The sequence below is a fragment of the Haloarcula salina genome (assembly GCF_049603855.1).
GTDB classification, from domain to species: Archaea; Halobacteriota; Halobacteria; order Halobacteriales; family Haloarculaceae; genus Haloarcula; species Haloarcula salina_A.
On sequence record NZ_CP187148.1, the window covers coordinates 75,347 to 94,604 of the forward strand.

Sequence of the window (19,258 nt, forward strand, 5' to 3'; positions counted from 1 at the left end):
TTCATCGACGAACTCGCGCTGTAACCGGCTCAGATTTCGACCTCGTCGACGAGAACCCGGCATTGTTCCTCGGCAGAGCGATAGCTGGTTTCGGTGAGCTGGACGCCGCGAGCCCCCTCGGTGAAGTCCCAGGGGAACGGCTCGTCCGCGACCACGTGCCGGACAAACTGTTCCCACTGCTGTTTGAACGCGTTCTCAAACTCCCGGTTGTTCGGTACGTTGTCCCAGTCGTCCTGATACCGGTGGTCCTTCGGCGTGTCGGGGTCCCACTCAGGCCTGGGCGTGTTCGCGCGGTGCTGGGTCTTGCAGTCCCGGAGTCCAGCGACGGCGCTCCCCTCGGTGCCGTCGACCTGAATTTCGAGCAGATCGTCCCGGTTTACGCGGACCGTCCACGAGGAGTTTATCTGGGCGACGACGTCGTCTTCCAGTTCCATGATCGCGTAGGCGGCGTCGTCCGCGGTCGCGTCGTACGTGTCGCCGCGTTCGTCGACGCGCTCGTCGACGTGGGTCGTCGTGTGACAGCGAACCGCCTCCACCTTCCCGAAGAGGTTCTCGAGGACGTAACTCCAGTGAGAGAACATGTCGTCGACGATGCCGCCGCCGTCCTCGGCGCGATAGTTCCACGACGGTCGCTGAGCGGGCTGGACGTGGCCGGGGAACACCCAGTAGCCGAACTCGATGCGGACCGAGAGGATGTCCCCGAAGAAGTCCTGGTCGACGAGTCGCTGAAGTTTTAGCAGACCCGGAAGCCAGAGTTTGTCCTGGACGATCCCGTGTTTGACGCCGCTCCGTTCGGCCCTCCGAGCGACCGACAGTGCCGTCTCGAAGTCGCCGGCCAGCGGCTTCTCGCAGTAGACGTCTTTCCCCGCGTCGATGGCCTTCGCGAGCGCGTCGGGACGCCGTGGAGTGACCTGGGAGTCGAAATATACCTCGTCGTCGCCGTCGAGACACGTCTCGAGGTCGGGATCGACCGTCCATCGCTCAACGTCGTGGTCCGTGCTCAGCGTGCGAAGCTTTCGTTCGTCCCGGCCGACGAGCAGCGGGTTCGGCATGACGCGTTCGCCGCTCGGGAGTTCGACGCCGCCCTCCTCTCGCAGGGCCAGAATCGAACGGACGAGGTGTTGGTTCGTTCCCATCCGGCCGGTCACGCCGTTCATGATGATACCTAGCTCTTGCATGTAGCTGATCGCTCGTCGGAGAGTCGGATGCGCGAGCAATAAACATTCGGTCTCGAATGGGCGACTCGTCCGAATCGGCCAGTTCGAACCGAGTCAGCGGACCGCCCGTGTTGGTGTTGGGTGCTGGCACCAAAACACGTATGTGGTTCCTGGTCTGACACGACGGTATGGACGTGAGACTTGGGTACGTCGGCATCGATCACCACCACCGGGACCCGTACTTTGCCGTCGCGAGCGAACTCGGGGCGACTGTCTCCGCGGTCTGTGAACCGGGCCGGCGCGTGAACGTGGAGAACGTGGCCGCGATGGAGGACCGGCCCGACGAGGTGACCACGGAAGGGCAAGACGCCGGGGACCTCGTCGCCGGGGCGACGGTGTACGAGGACCCCCACCGACTTGTCGCGGAGGCCGACGTCGACGTCGCCTGGATCACGTACCGCAACGACGAGACGCCAGCGATCGTCGAGAGCGCCGTCGATAACGGCGTCCACGTCATCAGCGAGAAGCCCATCGGGCGGACCGCAGGCGATCTGGAGTCCGTCGCCCGGCGAGCGAACGAGGCGGGCGTCACCGTCTCACCGACGATGTACTACCGGCGAAATCCCATCGCGATGGACCTCCGCGACCGTCTCCGAGACGGGTTCTTCGGTGACGTCTGGACCGTTGAGGGCCGATTTAACGCCAGCCAGCTCTCGTTCCGGGACACGACCCATTACCTCTACGACCGTGAGACCAGTCGCGGGGGCGCGCTCCAGTGGATCGGACCACACTGGGTCGACGTGATCCCGTGGATCCTCGACGACCCGATTCACCGCGTGAACGCCCAGTTCCACGACGCGGCCGACGCACACGCGGACGTCGACGCGGGAGCGGTGCTCCAGTTCGAGACGCGCGGCGGGACGCTCGGCACGTACCACACCGGCTATTACCTGAGTGAGCGGGGCAAAGACACACACCTCGGCATCTACGGGACCGACGCGCAAGCGCTGACCTCGCTCCACCACGATTCCCTCCAGCACGAGCCGACAGTGCCACTGGAACTCACGTCCGAGGACCCCGACTGGGCGGCCGCGCCACAGCGAACTGTCGAATACGAGTTCGCCTACGACCGCTTCCCCGCCTGGGGTGACTTCGTCCAGGACTACTTCGAGGCGTACTTCGAAGGCTTCGAGACCGGCGACGTCCCGGCGACGATTGACGACGCCGTTCAGTTGCTCAGCGTCCTCGACGCGGCATACGAATCGGCGGCTCGTAACGAGTGGGTGACGGTAGCGAACTAGGGCGATCGGTCTGTCGCGGCCACCTCGGCATCGGGGTCACGCCGTTCGAAAGACACGAACTTTATCAACAGTTGTCACGTACGCCCGATATGGACCGCAACACGGAATCGAAGACGCTGCAAACGACCGCGACTTCGATCGAGATTCTCGAACTGCTCGACGAACTTGAAGGGGCACGGGTCACCGAAGTGGCGGAGCACATGGGAATACCCAAGAGCACGATACACGGCCACCTCGCGACGCTCAGGACCAAGCAGTTCGTTTCGAAACGTGGCGATAGCTACTACCTCGGCCCGGAACTCCTCCGGTTAGGGAACCGAGTGCGGACCCGGAAGAAGGGGTACGTCTTCGCGCGCGAATATACCGAACGCCTCGTCGACAGGGTCGGGTTTCGCTCCGTGTTCGCCACCGAGATGGGCGGCAGAGCCGTCTTCATTCACAAGGCGGCGGGCAACAAGATGGAGTGGGCACACGAGCGACTTGGCAACCGCCTGTACCTCCACGACACAGCAGTCGGAAAGGCCATCCTGGCGGAACTGCCGCGACGGCGAGTCGAGCAGATCCTCGACGAGTGGGGACTGCCGCGCGAGACGGACAACACGATCACGGACAGAGACGAACTGTTCGCCGAACTGGAGGCGATCCGTGAACAGGGCTACGCAACCAATCACGAGGAGAACCTCCCAGACCTCCATGGGATCGGCGTGGCCGCGACCGAACAATCCGGCAGCGTCATCGGGGGCTTCAGCATCACGGGGCCGAAACACTCCTTCACCGAGGAGAATCGGGAACGGCAACTCGCGGACGCGGTCATGGAAGTCGTCAGCGAGTACGAGCTGGAGTTATCGCTCGTCTAGCGGTCGGCGAACCGGACCGAGAGACAGTCGATAGTGGGCGAGACGAGGAGGTGCACGACGATTCGATTTGCGTTCGAATATCTCAAATACTATGTGTGGAGCCAATAAATAACAGGTGTACAAGAGTTATTCACAATAGAAACCGACCGTCTCACAGCGCGCTCGTCGGCAGAGCGTTCGCATATTTCGAACTATTAATGTTGTATAATTATCGTTGGCCCGCGTGATTCGCGCGAGTGCCTGGCCGACCATCCTCTCGGTCCATCTGACCTACGATCGCCAGTGCAGTCACAAACCCGCCACGACAGTGTTATACGGTGCAGTACGTGAGAGTCCGTGCGCCAATTTGTGACTCACCACTACCTAGTACCTGTATAAAACTGTAGTATGAGATTAGTTGTAGTGTTAGATCATAATTGTTCTAACTGTGCCTATATATACGATATTCCGTCTTGAGTTTTGACGTTATACACCCATATTTATGGATGTGTTTTCAGATGTCGGTATTTGTTGTCGTCTATCGGGTATCAGTCACCGGTTGACTCGGTTTCACCGCCCTCGATACTGCCCATCTCGGGATTCGGTTCCCCGACCAGTCTCGTCTGGAGTTTCCCGATCATCACGGCGACGACGTATATTGTAACCGCGATAAGGACGATCACACCACCGGCGGTCGCCTCCGCGTAGTAGGAGACGGCGATACCGAGGATGACGGCCAGTTCGGCGAGAACGACGGACACGAGGAGCGACTCGTTGAAACTCCGAGACACTTGTGACGCGCCGGCGACGGGCACGACGAGCATCGCGGCGACGAGGATGACGCCCATGATCTGCATGGCACCGACCACGACCATGGCCGTCAGCATCACCATGATGCGGTTGTACCAACTGACCGAGATGCCGGAGACGGCCGCTGCGGTCTCGTCGAAGGTGACGTACAGCAGTTGGTTGCGCGTGAGCCCGACCACGCCGATGACGATGGCGAAGAGAGCCAGGAGGATGGCGGCGCTATCCTGGGACACCGTCGCGAGATTCCCGAAGAGGAACTGGTTCACTCCGACAGCGAGTCCGCCCGCGTTGATGCTGATCAGCGTGGTCCCGAGCGCGAATCCGGTTGAGAGGACGATCGCCATCGAGACGTCGTTGTAGGCGTCGGTCACCTCCGAGATGAGTTCGATGAACAGGGCCGCGATCATCGCGACCACGACCGCCGTCAGGTACGGAGAAACCCCGAGGTCGAGGACGGCGTTGAGAAACAGCCCCACGGCGACGCCGGCGAACCCGGTGTGAGCGAGCGCATCGCCGATCAGCGCCAGTTGGCGGTGGACGAGAAACGTCCCGATGAGCGGGGCCATCACGCCGATACACAGTCCGACCAGGATCGCTCGGTGCATGAATCCATACTGGAGAAGCTCTAAACCGGTCATCTGGCCGATCCAGTACACGAATCCCGACCAGAGTTGCAGGAACCAGTACAGGGGGGACAGAAGTAGCTCAAGCGGCCCCGCCTGAAGCGGAGCACCGATTCCGCGCGTCATCGGGACTCACCCAAGAGATTCGCCGCGGTGCCGAACGCACGGGCGAGGGCGTCGCTCTCGACGAACTCACCGGTCGGCCCGTCGAAGTAGATCTCGCGGTTGAGACAGACGACGCGTTCCGCGTGTTCGGTGACCGCAGAGAGGTCGTGTTCGATGAGCAAGACGGTGATACCGTCGCGGTTCAGCGAATCCAGGAGGTCGTAGAACGCGCCGACCGATTCGATGTCGACCCCGACGGTCGGCTCGTCGAGTACGAGCAGATCGGCCTCACTGGCGAGTGCACGGGCGATGAACGCCCGCTGGCGCTGGCCGCCGGACAGTTGCGTCACTCGACGGGTTGCGAACGCCGACATGCCGACCGTATCGAGCGCCCGGTCGACGATAGCCCAGTCCTCCCGGGAGAGGCGGCCGTAGCCGACGTGTGGGAAACGACCCATCTTCACGACTTCTCGGACGGTGATCGGCATCTCCTTGGAGGCGCTGGCGTGCTGTGCGACGTAGCCGATCCGCGAGCCGTCGTCGAACTGGTGAGCGGGTTCGCCAAAGAGCGTGGCCACTCCGTCGTCCGGTCGGAGCAAGCCGAGCATCAACCGCATCAGCGTCGATTTCCCCGACCCGTTCGGACCCACGACTGCAACGTACTCACCGGGGTCGATCCGAAGCGAGACGTCCTCGACGACCGGAGTCGACGTGTACCCGAACTCGACGTCGGAGAGTTCGATGACCGGCGCAGTGGTGCTCGCCCCACTCGTTCGTTCGGCGGTCGACGTCTCCTGCGTACTCATTGGAAGTTCATCCACTCGTCGGCCCAGCCGTCCGGTCCGGCCTCCTCGGGCCGCTTGTTGCCCAGTACGACCTCGAACGTGGGCATATTGATGTTGTACGCGATCTCCTCGTATCCCCAGTCGTTCTCGACCCAGTCGTCCCGAACGCCCGCGTACGGTGTAACCGGGAAATAGCCCTCGACCTGAGTCTCGGCGAGCAGCTGTTCGGCTGGCCGCCGCGACTCGAAGACGCCATTGGCGATGTACTGGATGTCGTTGTTCCTGATGACCTCCTTCGCCTCGACGATGTCCGAAGGCTTGACGTCGCCGCTGGCAGCGAGGTTGGTGACGAGGGGGACCATCTGCACGTCGTACTTGACGCCGATGTACTGGAAGGCGTTGTGGGCGGCCAGTTGGACCACGTCCCGCTCGGCCGCATCGAAAATGGCCTGGTAGTCCTGGTCGATCCGTTCGAGCGTGTCGGACTTGTAACTCGCCGCGTTGTCTCGGAGCGTGGCCTCTTCGTCGGGCGCGAGTTTCACGAGTCCCTCGGTGATGTTGTCGACCGACCTCTTCGCACGGTCGGGATCGAGCCAGAAGTGCGGGTCCTTGCCCCGTTGTGCGCCGACACCTTCTTCGTCGGGATCGAGGGTCGCTGCGAGGTCGACGAGTTCGACGCCCTCGCGGACGTTGATCAACTGCGTCTCGACGTTGTCGTCTTTGACCGTCTGAATCGCGCGGTCGGCCCACGGCTGGAACCCCGGACCGACGTGGAGGAACGCATCGGCCTCGATGATGTCTTTGGTGACGGTGGCATTCGGTTCCCACCCGTGGCCGTGGAGACCGGTCGGGACGAGATTCTCCACCTGGATGGGCGTCCCGTCGACGACGTGGCGCGCGAAGTCGTAAAAGCTGAAGAACGACGCCACGACGACTGGGCCGTCGCCTGCCGCACCGTCGCTGCTAGAACCGGTCGCGGCACCGGTGTCGTTGCTTCCGTTACTGCTCGTGCACCCGGCAATTCCAGTAGCGAGAAGGCCTGCACCGGCCGTGATCGCGCGTCTGCGTGATATTCCGGAGTCCGGATGAGACTGGGTCGCATCGTGCATTGAATACTAGTCTGTGTTGTGGCGAACAATATAGGAGTTTCTATCAAAGGTTAAAATTAGACTTGTCTAATCCACGGGTGCGGTGCGGTTCTCAGTGAGTGCTGTCAGTCAGCACCCCTCCACACTGTCGAGAAATTTCGGTCGTTACGGTCACAACGTCGTCGACGCTCGTATTCACCCCCGGTAACGGGCCGCTCTTGGCGCGTCTCAATACCGGCCTCCGTCAGCAGCGTCCCGGTCCCGAACACAAGTAGCCCGTTGCCGATGGACTGGTGCCGCGACAATACGCCGGACGGGCAGAATAAGACAGCCTTATGATTCAGGGCCATAGAGGATCAGATGTCGTCGCCGTCACACCCCCCAACCGCAACGGCGACTGACTCCCAATCCCATTTCCTGTTCCTGACTGAACAGATATCCGACCGGTACGACAAGAAAGTGCGCTGCCAACCGTGTGGCGGCCGTATTCACCAGTGGTGGTGACCGTGGATTGTCGGGAAAAATAGCAGTTCAGTGTATCCGCTGTCCCACCACATCGCGGGCAGATACGAACCTAGTCAGATTGTGTGTTCATACTGGGACAGATGGTGCACAGATAATCCAAAAAACTTTCATAAAGCCCCATATTTTCATACATCGCCATATTTGGGAGTGAAATATACAATATATTCCTGAGTGTTGGAGAGTAAGAAATATATTTTCCCCTTATAGACACAGTTTTTGTTTTTACATATGAATAGGCTGTCGATAGTGTGATAATCCGAATACAAGTTGTTTCGAGGGGGAATACCCCTATAATGTCAGTAGATTGCTTTCATTTGCAATTGATTCGACCCGAGTTCGGAGTCATGCCGCTGTGAATATCCATCAAGCAGGTGCTCACACGTCTCCAACAGACATCCCGACCAGTCCGCAATTTGGAGCGATTGACACCCGAAGCGGTTCGATAGAGGCGGCAGGGAAGAGAGCGAATCGATAACCGAAAAGGAGCGGACGAGTCGGTACGATGCTATCGCGACGAAACCTCGTCTCGTGTTGGGCGGGTGTAACGCTCACCGCGAGACCACGACACACTGTCGTCACACTGGGCTATGGATCAGGGAACCTTGATGAGGTCGTACCCCTCCGATTGCATCTCGAGCAGTTCGATCGCTCCGCTCTCGACTGGTTCGACGCCATCGACGAGGTCCATTTCACGGGACTCGACACACGGGTAGCTCACCTTGCAGGTGACGTCGCCGTCCATGACGGGGGACAGTTCCCCCTGGAGTTCGGGATCGAGGGCGGTATCGAACAGTTCAACGCCCTCTCCGCGCGCGATGAGGCACACGTCCTCAATGGCTTCGTCGTCGTCCATGCGGCGGGCACAGATGAGCGCGTGCGTGAAATTTCTCGATCCGTTGTCTGTGAGACTGATTGCGGCCTTCATGCGGTTGACACGTCAGCCACCGTCGGCAAAAAAATTCTGCTCGCGTATCCGCCGCCGGTCGCTCAGACCGACGTGACGCCCGACGGAGGATAGCCGACGTCGACGGGCGTTTCACGTACGAGTCGGCGATGGGCCAGGTATCACGTCGGGGAGAACACGAGCCTAGCAGTCTTCGATGAGTTCGGACAGTACGTCCGACACCGTCACGAAACCGTGCCAGTATGAATCAGATCGGTCTCCGTCCCCGTCGACGCCGTTCGACCGTAGCAGCTGACTTCGGCTCACTACGCCGTCTCGCCGCCACAGACGTTTTTCCGCAGGCTCTGGAGTTTGATATCGGGCGTGACTTCGAGCGGATCCGTTCGGTTCCGCGGCGTGCTCAGCCAATGTGTTCGTCTGCCGCACTCACGACACACGAACGTCGGCGCGAGTTCCCCGAAGCACAGTTCGTGCTTCAGAGTCTGAATCGAATGCGCACGTCGGAGTGCATTCTCGTCGGGCCGGCGGTCAAACACGTACGTGGAGTAATCGTCAGCGGTCGGATCAGTCGACGTGGACACCTCTGCGACGTAGAGCGGTTCAACATCGTCGACTCGCTCCTCTGAACACTGGGCCTCAGCGGTGAACAGCCCCTCACAGTATACCGCCGTCTCTTGGCAGGTGACCGACGGCGGGTCGTCGCCAGATGTGAAGGCCGAGGCTGTGGATGCCGGTAACGCGTAGACGATCGCTCTGAGTCCATCGAACTGCAGGTCTGCGCAGCGCGTGACCGAGATCCCGCTGTCGTCGGCCTTGTCCTTGAGCGAGTTCGCGTTGATACACTCCTTGACGAACCCTATCGCACGCCCCTGCTGGATGAAGTACGTCTTCGACTGGGTGTCGAGTATGGTCACACTCATCGGAGGATCACCCGCGGGAACGCGTCGGATAGCAGGGCGGATTTTCGCGTTTTCATCGTCTTCTTGCCAGTTGTTTTTGGCCAGCCTAAAAACTATTGCTTTCACTCCCGACAGGTAACGAACAGTCGAGGGGACGTGCAGTTCACCTGCGACCGGAAGGCGTACAGGACCCTCTGAAGCCCCAGTGCGGAGAGTCGAGATGAAGCAGTTGAAATTTTAAGCTGCAAGCCCCAAATGACGGCAAGCAAATGTGGGAACTCGAAATCGAGAACGTCGGTGGAATCCGAGACGGGTCGCCGACGCTCGAAGCCGGGGTCAACGCCGTTCAGGCCTCGAACTGGCAAGGAAAGACGTCACTCGTGACGGCGGTTCGGACCGTGCTGGGCGGTGCGCTACCCGATTCGGTCGTGACCGAGGGTGCCAGCGAGGGGTCGGTCCGGCTGACGACGACGGACGGAACGTACAACGTATCGCTGTCCCGCCAGGCGGGGACGGTCGTTCGGGACGGAACGCCGTATCTCACCGACGAACAGGACCGCCTCTGCGCGGAGCTGTTCGCCTTCCTCGACGGGGACAACAGGATCAGAACGGCCGTTCGAAACGGTGCTGACCTCACGCCACATCTGATCGAGCCACTCGAAGTGGAAGACATCGCGGGCCAGATCGAGTCGCTCCGAACACAGCGTCGCGACGTCGAGGCAGAACTCGACGACGCTCGGGAGGCGAAATCGGCGTTGCCGGACCTCACCGAGCAGCTCAACGACCTCGAATCGGCGCTCGCGACCAAACGCGACGAACTCGAATCGATTACGGGGGCAGACGACGAGAACGGCGATCGCGATGCGCTTCAAGCTGAACTCCGCGAAGCACGCCAGCAGCGCGAACGCGCCCGGCAACGTCGTTCCCGACTCGAACAGAAGATCGAGTCCGTCGAGACACAGATCGAGGAGGCCGAAGCCGAACTCGACGAGCTGGAGGTCCCGTCGGCCCCGGAGCTGTCGAACCGTCTCGAAACGAAGCGAGATCGGCTCACCGAGGTCGAAGCAAATATCGAGACGCTAGAGTCGCTGTACAACGTAAACAAGCGGATCATCGAACAGGACCAGGTCGACCTGGTGACGGAGGTGACCAGACAGGTCGACACCGATCAGTTGGCCTGCTGGGTGTGCGGGAGCGAGACGACACGATCGGAGATCGAAGACCAGCTTCCGGCGCTGGGAGCGGCCGTCACCGAGTGGCGCGAGCGCCGATCGGAACTCGAAGACGAGGTCGACGAGCTCCGATCACGCCAGCAGTCCATCGAGCGGAAAGAGCGCCGCAAGCGCTCGCTCGAACAGGACCTCGACGACCTCCGAATGACTCTCGAGGAGTCTCGCGAGGACGCCGCGGCCACCCGAGAGCGGATCGAGGAACTCGACGACGAGGTCGATCGACTGGCCGAGCAGGTAGAGGAAACTGACGACCGCCGGAGCACGCTCGAAGGGGAAATCGCTCGCACGGAGGCCCGTCTCGAAGACAAGCGCGAGGAGAAGGGACGGCTGGCGGAGCAGGCAGCGGTCGTCGAGGAACTCGAACAGCGGCGAGACGACCTCGCGGAGGAGATCGAATCGCTTCGTTCGCGGCGCGAACGCGTCGTCGACACGGCGCGGGAGGCGTTCGAAGCGGCCCTGGAAGACGTCGTCGAGCAGTTCGACCCCAGTTTCGACGGCGCACACCTCCAGAAACACGTCGATGCGGACACCGGCGAGACCGAGCGCCTGGAGTTGATCATCGCCCGCGACGGGCGCGAGACGACGGTCGACGCCCTCTCTGAGGGGGAAGTGGAGCTCGTCGGCCTGATCGCCGCGCTGGCTGGCCACGAGGCGTTCGACGTGGCAGAGCGTGTTCCCTGTCTGCTACTGGACGACGTGGGTGGACTCGCCGCAGAGCACCTGCAGATGCTGGCGGCCTACCTCGAAGGACGTGCGACGTACGTCGTGACGACGGCGTATCCGGAAGCGGGCACGTTCGACGGACACACGCTCTCGCCAGCGGAGTGGGACGTGGTCTCCGATGGCGCCGCATCGACGGCTCAGTCGTGACTGTCGGGGACAACCCCGCGGTCGGCGACGGTCGCTGAGCACTACTGGACGACAGGCTGGCCCTGTGCGAACGTCGCGGCGCGGTCGCCGGCGACACGCCCGGTGACGAGCCCATGCGAGAGCCCGCCTGCCGACGTGCGGTGGTGAACGTTTCCGACATCGATCCCGGCGGCGTACAGTCCCGGTATCGGCCGGGTCTCGATATCGCGGGATTCCGTCGGTTGGTACTCCTGTCCGTACGTGGCGGTCGATGCGCTTCGCCGCTGAACGCGCATATCGGTGTCAACGTCGATTCCCCCCATCGTGTACGTGATCCCCGGCTGAATCTCGACGGCGTAAAACGGCGGCGTGTCGAGTTGGCACTTGTGGTCCGTTCGCGGAGGGACGAGCTGTTCGGCCCGCTCGTCGCGAATCGCCGCGTTGTACTCCCGAATCGTCTCGACTGCGGTTTCCCCGTTGACTCCCCACTCGCCGAGGGCCGTTCCGAGCGCTTCGAGCGACTGGCACTCGGCCACCTTGCCGCCGGCCGCCTCCGCGTTTCGGATGTCGGCCATGGCGTCCGCGGAGAGCCCGACGGCATCGGGGTCACACAGGTCCGAGTCGACGACGTAGTAGGCTCGTCCGTCGGTCTCTGCGACGATGTCCTGTATCAGCACGGCCTCGAGTTCCGACTCCGCTTCGTCGGTGAACCGGAGTCCGTCCCTGTTCAACACGACAGCGACCGTCCCGTAGTACTGTGAGACGTCGCTGAGTTCGTCCCGCGAGAACTCCGCCGGCGGTGCCGGGAGGCTGTGGCCGTAGAACTTGCTCAGACCCTTCGTCGTCTTTGCGCCGATCGCCGTCGCCGCTTCGAAGCCGTCTCCGGTACTCCAGGGGTTCGCTCGGAGACAGAGGTTCTCGGTGTTCGGGGTGATGTATCGCTCGACTAGCTCCTCGTTGCCCTGAAATCCACCGGTCGCGAGCACGACGCTCTCGCAGTCGATATCCAACGCCTCGTCCTCGGGAGTGTGCGCGAGCACGCCGGTGATACGGACCCCGTCGAACCGAATCTCACTCATCGGCGTCTCGAGCAACGCTCGCCCGCCCTCGCGCTCGAAGTGTTCAGTGAGCCGCTCGGTCAGCCGTGGTGGATCGACCTGCCGGCCCGATCCCGGCAGGTCGAGGTCGGGCTCCGTGAGTTCGACACCGAGCCCTTCGAGCCACTCGTACCCGTCGTCGATCGACTCGAAGATCAGTCGCTGGAGGGCGGGGTCGCCGTTCGGGACGTGGTCTCTGAACTCCGCGTAGCTATCGTAGGTCCAGATGGCACCCGTCGAGAGGTACATCGAGCCCCCGAAACGCGAGCCTTTCTCGAGTAGCGTGACATCGACGCCGCGCTCCTGTGCGGTTAGCGCCGCCGTGAGACCTGCCATACCGCCACCGACGACTGTCACGTCGGTGCGAACATCGCGATCTGACATACGTGTTGACCGGCGGACACGACACGAATAAAACTTATGTAAACCCACATATCATTGTGCAGATGGCTCGACGAATAATCACACGCTGTTGTGCGTTCGAATCACCGCTCGACCGAATCCACGTGTCTCTGGACGACCCCAGTCACAAGAACACGTGGACGGGCAGTGCCGGGAGTGGCGTCACTCCGCTCTGGGATAGCGAAATCGCACCCGTCGAAGGCCGAAACGACACGAACGGCGAACGGGAGGCAAGCTGACTCGCAGAAATCCATCCATTTATCCTACTCACCCGCCCTATACTCAGGAAATGCCAGACGCGTGTTGCAAGGTGGGACGCCTCATATCTGTCTACGATCTCACGTCGCCTGCGCAATACAGCGGGAGCCTCGACGATTACCTCGTCGCGAAATGGAAGGGAAAGGGCCACCACTCGGCTGTCGGCTACCGGAAACTCACGGAGTGGTTCAACAAGCACTGTCTCCAGTCGGTGTACCGCCGTCACGGTCGATCCGACACGAAGGCCCGCCTCGACGCCGAGTACGAGGCGCTCCGTGGCGAAGACGTCAAGCCCCACGAACGCCAGGAAGTGCTCGCCGACCTGGAGAGCGACGGCATCGACGGGGAGCGACTCGCCGACGATTTCGTCTCGAAGAGCACGCTCTCGCGACACATCCGCCAGTGTCTCGAAGAGTCGAAGGGCACGCAGACGGCCGATACGGACTCGTCGTGGGAACTGGACCAGTTCGAGTACGCCGGCCAGCAGTACCACGACCGGCTGGCGGAGGCGCTCTCGTCGCTCGACTCCAAAGACAGGATCACGGGCGCTACTGCGGCGGACCTGTCGGTTCGAGTCACCCTCGCCTGTCCGGAGTGTCCGACACGCGTCACGCTCGAAACGGCCATCGACCAGGGATACGTCTGTGCTGACCACCTCGGGACGCCCCGCGACGGCGAGGAGTGACCGAAACACCCCATCCAGTATCTGGGACGGACAAGGGCGTCCCAGAACGAGCGGCGGATCAGCGTCCGGCCGTCAATCTGGGACGGAGGATGGGTGTCCCAGGAATCGATTCTCGGTGCCCGCCATCGACGTCTGTCGCCGTCACGGTGCTGGCGTCCGCCGCCAGGACAGCCCGCGCAGGTCAGCCGCCGGAGCCAGTGGACGCTGAATCGGTTCGTCGGGAATTCCAGCGCCGTTGTACACGCTCGGCGCGACGTCGTTCGGAGCGTCGGGGTAGAACAGCGACGCCAGCGCGTGGACGTGCTCCCGCCCGACGCCGAGTTCGAACTGGCCGCCGCCGTAAAGGTCGATGTCGTTGTCTCGACAGTACTCGATCGTCTCGAACAACGACCTGAGCGAGCCGAATCGGGACGGCTTGACGTTCACCTGTGACGGTTCGAACGGGAGCGAGGCGACGCTCTCGACGCTGTCTATCGGTTTGTCCCAGGCGACGCGATCTTCGACCCCGTCGAACGCTGACCGCGTCGCCGGCGTCACCACCGGATCTTCGAGGATCGCGTCCGCGAAGCCACTCGCGACGGTCCGGTAGAGTTCCGGGTCCGGGTCGACGCCGAGCTGGTCGTGGTGGCTCTTGAAATCGACGACCCGAGTCCGGTCGAAGGACGCGATCTCGGCGATCGTGTCCGGATCCCACTCGGCGGTCGCGTTGAGCTTGAGCTCTACCCCCGGAACACGGTCGATGAGCCGCTCGATGTACGCCGGCGTCTGCTCGTCGTTGCTCGGCGAGACGACGAAGCGGACCGGGTCGTACGACCGGCCGAGGAGGTCAGCGAGCGTGGTGTCTCGCTGTCGCAGGGCCAGGTCTAGCGCCGCGCTCTCGAGGGCCCACCGGCGGAAGTTCCGCTTGGCCGGTAACCGACGATGACCCCGCCGGTCGACGGCCAGTTCCTGGTTCGGTTCGAACAGCATCGCATCCTCCAGCCCGGCGGAGAACTCGTCGATGGTGTCGGTGCCAGTCAGGCCATCGAGAAGAGCGGCCGGATACTCGTGAAACGCGGTCTCGTAGATGACGTCTTCCCCGCGCCCGGTCTCGCCCTCGCCGTGAAGGTGGACGGTCGAGGTCGTCCGGGTGAATCGGTCGCTGACTCGCAGCTCCCGGGTCGTCACTTCGGCTGTCGATACGGTGACTGCTAGCGCTGACACTGGCTCGTATAGCGTCACGGTGCGGTGACTCGACACCGCCGGACAAGAGTGTTTCTCTCAGCGCATCGTTCCGAAACGTATAATCGTCCAGTGTTTGACATTCGACCACTCCGGTGATTCGAATGCGCTGCAAGCGTCAGTCTCATCGAGCGTCGTGGCATCGTCGATCCGCCGGGCATCACCGGCGATACAGCGGTTGTCGGCTTGGCGCTAGAGCCGCTCCGCGGTCGTGCGAACTGGAACCTGCTCGCGTCCGACGGGAGGACACGTCGTGACCGACACCGAGCGATACGCGATCTGGTTCGTCACGCTCGCACACATGGTGGTCCACATGTACGAACTCGCGATTCCGGTGCTCGTGACGGTCTGGATTGCCGAGTTCTCTGTCAACAGGGCGGTCATCGGGACCATCGTCACCATCGGCTACGGCCTCTACGGGGTCGGTGCGCTCCCCGGCGGGATTCTCGCCGACCGCTACGATTCTCAGCAGTTCATCGTGGCGTGCCTCGTCGGCATGGGGCTGTCCTTCTTCCTGCTCAGCTTCTCGGGGAACGTGGTCGTGCTGACGGTCGCACTCGGGCTCTGGGGGCTCGCCGGGAGCGTCTATCACCCCACCGGCCTCGCGCTGTTGAGCAGGGGGTTCACCCAGCGCGGGAAAGCCTTCGGATACCACGGGATGGGCGCTAACGCCGGGACCGTCACCGGTCCGCTCGTGACCGCGTTGCTCCTGTTCGTCTTCGACTGGACCCTCGTGGCCGCGCTCCTGGCCCTGCCGGCGATGGCCGTAGCGCTGTTCGGCCTGCGTATCGACATCGACGAGGAAGTGTCGGTACCTGAGTCCCGGGCCGACGAGCAAACCGGGCGCCGGGACCGTGACGGATTCCTCGACGGCGTACTCGCGGACTCCCGGTACCTCTTCGCGTCCGGGTTCGCCGTCGTGCTGGCAGTGGTCATCTTCAACGGCCTGTTCTACCGCGGCCTGCTCACCTTCCTCCCGGGGATCCTGGGCGACCTCGTCTCCGCACAGGCGAGTCCGGGCTCGCTGTTGCGGCCAGATTCCCCCGCACTCGCCAGAGTCGATGTGGGTAACTACCTGTTTTCAGGGATCCTCGTCCTGGGGATGGGGGGCCAGTACCTCGGTGGCCGACTCACCGACTACATCCCGCCCGAGCGGGGGCTGACCGTGACTCTGGGACTGCTTGCGGTTTCGTCACTGCTCTCGGGGCCCGCCATGGCGATGGGACTGACGCCGATGCTCGCGGTCGCCACCGTCACCGGATTCCTCCTGTTCACGCTCCAGCCGTTCGCCCAGGTCACCATCGCCGACCACTCTGCGCCCGATCTCCGCGGCCTCTCGTTCGGCTACACCTACTTCGTCGTCTTCGGCGTCGGCTCTTTCGCCGCGGGGATGATCGGGTACGTGTTGACGTACTCGACCGTGAGGGGCGCCTTCCTCGTCCTCGCCGGCATCGCAGCCCTGGGAGGGGTGACGAGCTACGTGCTGCTAGAGCGGCGTGGCTCGGTGACAGCCGAATCTGACGGCGTCAGTTCCGACTGAAATCGGCCGCCCGTCGCGGTGGCGAGCGCCCGAGAGCGAGCAAGATTTGCTCACTCACCACGCTTTAGTGTTCTCACGGTGGTCTCGACGGATGCGACCGCGCAGTGGTTCGTCCCACTGCGACAGCGAAGCAACACAGCATACCAATGAGCAAGTCAGAGAGCCGTGATCGAGACCGACGGACAGAGTCGACAGTATCCAACGCCGGTGCACTCTACCGAGACGCACTGGACTCCCACCCCTATCGAACCGCGTTCATCGACGGCGAAACGGGCGAAGAAGTCACGTATCGAGAGTTCGACGAGCGTGTCGCGTCGGCGGGCAACGCGCTGTCTGCCCTCGGCGTCGAGCGCGGTGACCGAGTGGCACTGTGCTTCCCGAACGAACTCGAACACCTCTACACGCTGTTCGGTGCGATGCAAATCGGTGCAGTGCCGTTGCCGATCAACGTCGAACTCCCCGAATCGAAGCTCACCTACCTGCTCGGCGACAGCGACGCGGAGGTGCTGGTGGCGAGTAACACGGCTGATATCCGTGCTCTGTCGCTGGCCCTGAGCGACGCAGTCGACGGCGTGGACACCTGCGCGATCGTGCGCGAAGACACCGATGTGGATTCGCCGGTCGACGCCGCTATCGTGCCGTTCGCGACACGCATGGACGAGGCCGCTGCCGACCTCGTTCCGGTCGACGTCGACGGCGACGATCCAGCGCTCCAGCCCTACACCAGCGGGACGACCGGTCACCCGAAGGGCGTCGTCATCTCCCACCGAGGTGTGGACTGGAATAGCGACGCCGTCCAGAAAGTACACTATCTCGAGCGCGAGGACCGCGGTCTGGTGGCGGCACCGCTGTACCACAAGAACGCGATGGCGGGTGCGATCAAGCCGCTGTTGCAGGTCGGCGGCAGCGTCGTCGTGATGCGAGAGTTCGAGTCGGCGGACGTGTTCGGCGCTATCGAGGCATACGAGGTGACGTACCTTCGTGGCGTTCCGGCCATGTTCAAAGCGCTCGCCCGCGACGAGGAAGCCGCCCGGGAACACGACCTCTCGAGTGTCGAGTGGGCGGTCGCCGGCAGCGGGAATCTCCCGGACTCGCTGGCCGACACGTTCCAGTCCCTGTTCGGCGCGCCGATCGGCGAAGGCTACGGTCTCACCGAGGCCGGCGTGGTGGCGCTCTCGCCGCGCTGGGGACCGCGAAAGAGCGAAAGCGCCGGACTCTCCCTGCCCGGGTGCGAGACTCGGGTCGTCGATCCAGAGACCGACGAGGAACTGCCGCCCGGCCAGGCCGGCGAACTCCTGATCGCCAATCCGCAGCTCGCGCGCTATCACAACCGCCCGGAGGCGAACGAGGAGACGTTCGTCGAACGCGGGGGGACGCGGTTCATGCGGACCGGCGACTACGTCCGGAAAGACGAACACGGCTACCACTACGTCCTCGGTCGACTCGACGACATGTTACTGGTCGGCGGGAACAACGTGTATCCGATAGACGTCGAGAACGTCCTCCTCGAACACGATGCCGTCGAGGACGCGGCAGTCGTCGGGGTCGACCACGAGATGAAAGGGGAAGCACCGGTCGCCTTCGTGGTCGCGCCGGACGCGACCGAGGAGACTATCAAGGGATTCGCCCTCGACAACGGTCCGAACTACGCACATCCCCGGCGGGTGTTCTGCAAGGACCGCCTCCCGCTCGCCGGAACCGCAAAAGTCGACAAAGCCGCCCTCAGAGCGGAAGCCAGAGAGCGAATCGACCTGCCGCTCTGAGTGCGACTCGCTGGGACTGTTGTGACCCTCAGAAGGAGGTGGTCGAGTGCCGTTACCGGCCGGCCGACCCGGCACCAGCCAGAGGACTCGTCACCGTCGCCGACTCGAGCGAGATCCTGCTGCCGACGCCGATGGACGTGAACACGTCGGGGAGCCGTTCGTTCAGGATTCCCGCCGCCTCGCTCCCGGTACAGTGTGCGCCTGCGATGAGGTCCACCGTCCCGTCGAGCCAGTCGGCGACGTCGTGGATTTCCTCGGGAGTCGACGCGACGAGGTGGGTGCCACCGATGATGTACCGTACCGTCCCATCACACACCGCTTCCGCGTGCTCGACCGTGTTCCGTAATCCGGCGTGACAGCATCCGAGGACGAGCGCGAGACCGTCGCCGGTCTCGACGACTATCGACTGGTCGTCCGGGATTTGATCCTCGCGGATGCCGTCTTCGTCGTGAACCCGGCCGATCACGGCGTCGGGGTGCTCTCGCGGAATTTCTCCCAGCGCGTAGATGCCGTCGGCGACTTCCACCGGCTCGCGGTGCTCGACGATATCGGCTTTCGCCGCGATAGTCGATCTGTCGTACGGAATCCCCAGCGGCTCGCCCTCGAACGCGCCCTCCCGGGCGAGTTCCCTGTGGGTCCACACTTCAGGGTGGAGATAGACGTTCGGGTGGTCCATCTCCTCGAGGAAGTCGAGCAGTCCGGTGGTGTGATCGTAGTGCGTGTGGCTCACGACGATGTCGTCCAGTTGGTCGACCGGGACGTCAAGCAGCGACGCGTTGTGGAGGGCGGCCGACTGTCCGGTGTCGAGGAGCACGTCGTCGACGACGGCAGCGAACCCCCACTCCCCGCGGAGGCCACGGGGCAACGGTTCGACCACCGTGTTGTCCGAGAGCACCGTTATCTCGACCATCGACTCAGGCACCCCCGACGACGAACGGACTGGTCTTCGCAGCCGACACGGCGGCCCGTTCCCGACGCGTGGCCCGCCTCTGTACGACTGTACATCGGTCGCGTTTCTCGGGACTGGACACGCTTGTCTCGGGTGTCGGTGGCGATACGAACTGCTTCACGGACGAACGACGCGGCAGACGGACGAGACGCCCGGGCCGCTGCTCGAATCGGGACATCGATTCGACATGTTGACAGCCGACCGACTTATACCTTCTACCGTCAGCCCG

At 62.9% G+C, this 19,258-nt stretch carries 15 protein-coding genes; 6 read left to right on the forward strand and 9 right to left on the reverse strand.

Annotated features, from left to right (window positions below):
* Window positions 1-29 precede the first annotated feature (29 nt).
* A complete protein-coding gene (locus ACOZ4I_RS17735) occupies window positions 30-1,178 on the reverse strand; it encodes a Gfo/Idh/MocA family protein (RefSeq protein WP_424005197.1) in 1,149 nt (382 codons plus the stop codon).
* 167 nt (window positions 1,179-1,345) lie between these two features.
* Between ACOZ4I_RS17735 and ACOZ4I_RS17740 the strand changes: the two genes are divergently transcribed.
* A complete protein-coding gene (locus ACOZ4I_RS17740; protein WP_424005199.1) occupies window positions 1,346-2,458 on the forward strand; it encodes a Gfo/Idh/MocA family protein in 1,113 nt (370 codons plus the stop codon).
* An 89-nt stretch (window positions 2,459-2,547) separates the two neighbouring features.
* Window positions 2,548-3,315: an IclR family transcriptional regulator gene (locus tag ACOZ4I_RS17745; RefSeq protein WP_424005201.1), complete on the forward strand. Its 768-nt coding sequence runs from the start codon at window positions 2,548-2,550 to the stop codon at window positions 3,313-3,315.
* Between the two features lie 527 nt (window positions 3,316-3,842).
* Here ACOZ4I_RS17745 and ACOZ4I_RS17750 read toward each other — a convergent pair.
* The 5 genes from ACOZ4I_RS17750 to ACOZ4I_RS17770 all read right to left on the reverse strand — a co-directional run bounded on the left by ACOZ4I_RS17750 (window position 3,843) and on the right by ACOZ4I_RS17770 (window position 9,048).
* Window positions 3,843-4,853, reverse strand: a complete 1,011-nt coding sequence (locus ACOZ4I_RS17750; protein WP_424005203.1) for a metal ABC transporter permease — start codon at window positions 4,851-4,853, stop codon at window positions 3,843-3,845.
* Window positions 4,850-5,638, reverse strand: a complete 789-nt coding sequence (locus ACOZ4I_RS17755; protein WP_424005205.1) for a metal ABC transporter ATP-binding protein — start codon at window positions 5,636-5,638, stop codon at window positions 4,850-4,852. The genes ACOZ4I_RS17750 and ACOZ4I_RS17755 overlap by 4 nt, the downstream gene beginning before the upstream one ends.
* Window positions 5,635-6,726 (reverse strand): metal ABC transporter substrate-binding protein, encoded by a 1,092-nt coding sequence (locus ACOZ4I_RS17760; RefSeq protein ID WP_424005207.1) that lies wholly within the window; start codon window positions 6,724-6,726, stop codon window positions 5,635-5,637. Before ACOZ4I_RS17760 ends, ACOZ4I_RS17755 begins: the two co-directional genes overlap by 4 nt.
* A gap of 1,096 nt (window positions 6,727-7,822) precedes the next feature.
* Window positions 7,823-8,155 carry a hypothetical protein gene (locus tag ACOZ4I_RS17765; protein ID WP_424005209.1) on the reverse strand — a complete coding sequence of 111 codons (333 nt, stop codon included), beginning with the start codon at window positions 8,153-8,155 and terminating at the stop codon, window positions 7,823-7,825.
* A gap of 284 nt (window positions 8,156-8,439) precedes the next feature.
* A complete protein-coding gene (locus ACOZ4I_RS17770) occupies window positions 8,440-9,048 on the reverse strand; it encodes a hypothetical protein (RefSeq protein ID WP_424005211.1) in 609 nt (202 codons plus the stop codon).
* Between the two features lie 254 nt (window positions 9,049-9,302).
* On the opposite strand from ACOZ4I_RS17770, the gene ACOZ4I_RS17775 reads away from it, so the two are divergent.
* The gene (locus tag ACOZ4I_RS17775) at window positions 9,303-11,135 is read left to right on the forward strand and encodes an archaea-specific SMC-related protein (RefSeq protein WP_424005213.1); all 1,833 of its coding nucleotides are present in this window, start codon (window positions 9,303-9,305) and stop codon (window positions 11,133-11,135) included.
* Between the two features lie 41 nt (window positions 11,136-11,176).
* On the opposite strand, the gene ACOZ4I_RS17780 is transcribed toward ACOZ4I_RS17775, so the two are convergent.
* Complete coding sequence (locus tag ACOZ4I_RS17780; RefSeq protein WP_424005215.1) at window positions 11,177-12,595, reverse strand: FAD-dependent oxidoreductase; 1,419 nt, start codon at window positions 12,593-12,595, stop codon at window positions 11,177-11,179.
* A gap of 328 nt (window positions 12,596-12,923) precedes the next feature.
* Here ACOZ4I_RS17780 and rdfA point away from each other — a divergent pair, with 328 nt between their 5' ends.
* Window positions 12,924-13,556 (forward strand): rod-determining factor RdfA, encoded by a 633-nt coding sequence (rdfA, locus tag ACOZ4I_RS17785; protein WP_424005217.1) that lies wholly within the window; start codon window positions 12,924-12,926, stop codon window positions 13,554-13,556.
* A gap of 141 nt (window positions 13,557-13,697) precedes the next feature.
* Here the strand turns inward: rdfA and ACOZ4I_RS17790 are convergent, their stop codons facing one another.
* Entirely contained in the window at window positions 13,698-14,723 is a 1,026-nt protein-coding gene (locus ACOZ4I_RS17790; protein WP_424005218.1) for a hypothetical protein, read from the reverse strand.
* 307 nt (window positions 14,724-15,030) lie between these two features.
* Between ACOZ4I_RS17790 and ACOZ4I_RS17795 the strand changes: the two genes are divergently transcribed.
* Both ACOZ4I_RS17795 and ACOZ4I_RS17800 read left to right on the forward strand, forming a co-directional pair.
* Window positions 15,031-16,317: an MFS transporter gene (locus ACOZ4I_RS17795; protein WP_424005219.1), complete on the forward strand. Its 1,287-nt coding sequence runs from the start codon at window positions 15,031-15,033 to the stop codon at window positions 16,315-16,317.
* Window positions 16,318-16,463: 146 nt separating this feature from the next.
* On the forward strand, window positions 16,464-18,080 hold the full coding sequence (locus ACOZ4I_RS17800) for a class I adenylate-forming enzyme family protein (protein WP_424005221.1): 1,617 nt from the start codon (window positions 16,464-16,466) through the stop codon (window positions 18,078-18,080).
* Between the two features lie 52 nt (window positions 18,081-18,132).
* Here the strand turns inward: ACOZ4I_RS17800 and ACOZ4I_RS17805 are convergent, their stop codons facing one another.
* Window positions 18,133-18,990 (reverse strand): MBL fold metallo-hydrolase, encoded by an 858-nt coding sequence (locus ACOZ4I_RS17805; RefSeq protein WP_424005222.1) that lies wholly within the window; start codon window positions 18,988-18,990, stop codon window positions 18,133-18,135.
* Window positions 18,991-19,258 lie beyond the last annotated feature (268 nt).

What these genes read in the sequence shown, in the direction of transcription:
- ACOZ4I_RS17740 (WP_424005199.1), top strand. Translation starts at nt 1,346, where the DNA reads ATGGACGTGAGACTTGGGTACGTCGGCATCGATCACCACCACCGGGAC.
- ACOZ4I_RS17755 (WP_424005205.1), bottom strand. Translation starts at nt 5,638, where the DNA reads ATGAGTACGCAGGAGACGTCGACCGCCGAACGAACGAGTGGGGCGAGC.
- ACOZ4I_RS17745 (WP_424005201.1), top strand. Translation starts at nt 2,548, where the DNA reads ATGGACCGCAACACGGAATCGAAGACGCTGCAAACGACCGCGACTTCG.
- ACOZ4I_RS17780 (WP_424005215.1), bottom strand. Translation starts at nt 12,595, where the DNA reads ATGTCAGATCGCGATGTTCGCACCGACGTGACAGTCGTCGGTGGCGGT.
- ACOZ4I_RS17760 (WP_424005207.1), bottom strand. Translation starts at nt 6,726, where the DNA reads ATGCACGATGCGACCCAGTCTCATCCGGACTCCGGAATATCACGCAGA.
- ACOZ4I_RS17750 (WP_424005203.1), bottom strand. Translation starts at nt 4,853, where the DNA reads ATGACGCGCGGAATCGGTGCTCCGCTTCAGGCGGGGCCGCTTGAGCTA.
- ACOZ4I_RS17775 (WP_424005213.1), top strand. Translation starts at nt 9,303, where the DNA reads ATGTGGGAACTCGAAATCGAGAACGTCGGTGGAATCCGAGACGGGTCG.
- ACOZ4I_RS17800 (WP_424005221.1), top strand. Translation starts at nt 16,464, where the DNA reads ATGAGCAAGTCAGAGAGCCGTGATCGAGACCGACGGACAGAGTCGACA.
- ACOZ4I_RS17735 (WP_424005197.1), bottom strand. Translation starts at nt 1,178, where the DNA reads ATGCAAGAGCTAGGTATCATCATGAACGGCGTGACCGGCCGGATGGGA.
- ACOZ4I_RS17805 (WP_424005222.1), bottom strand. Translation starts at nt 18,990, where the DNA reads ATGGTCGAGATAACGGTGCTCTCGGACAACACGGTGGTCGAACCGTTG.
- ACOZ4I_RS17765 (WP_424005209.1), bottom strand. Translation starts at nt 8,155, where the DNA reads ATGAAGGCCGCAATCAGTCTCACAGACAACGGATCGAGAAATTTCACG.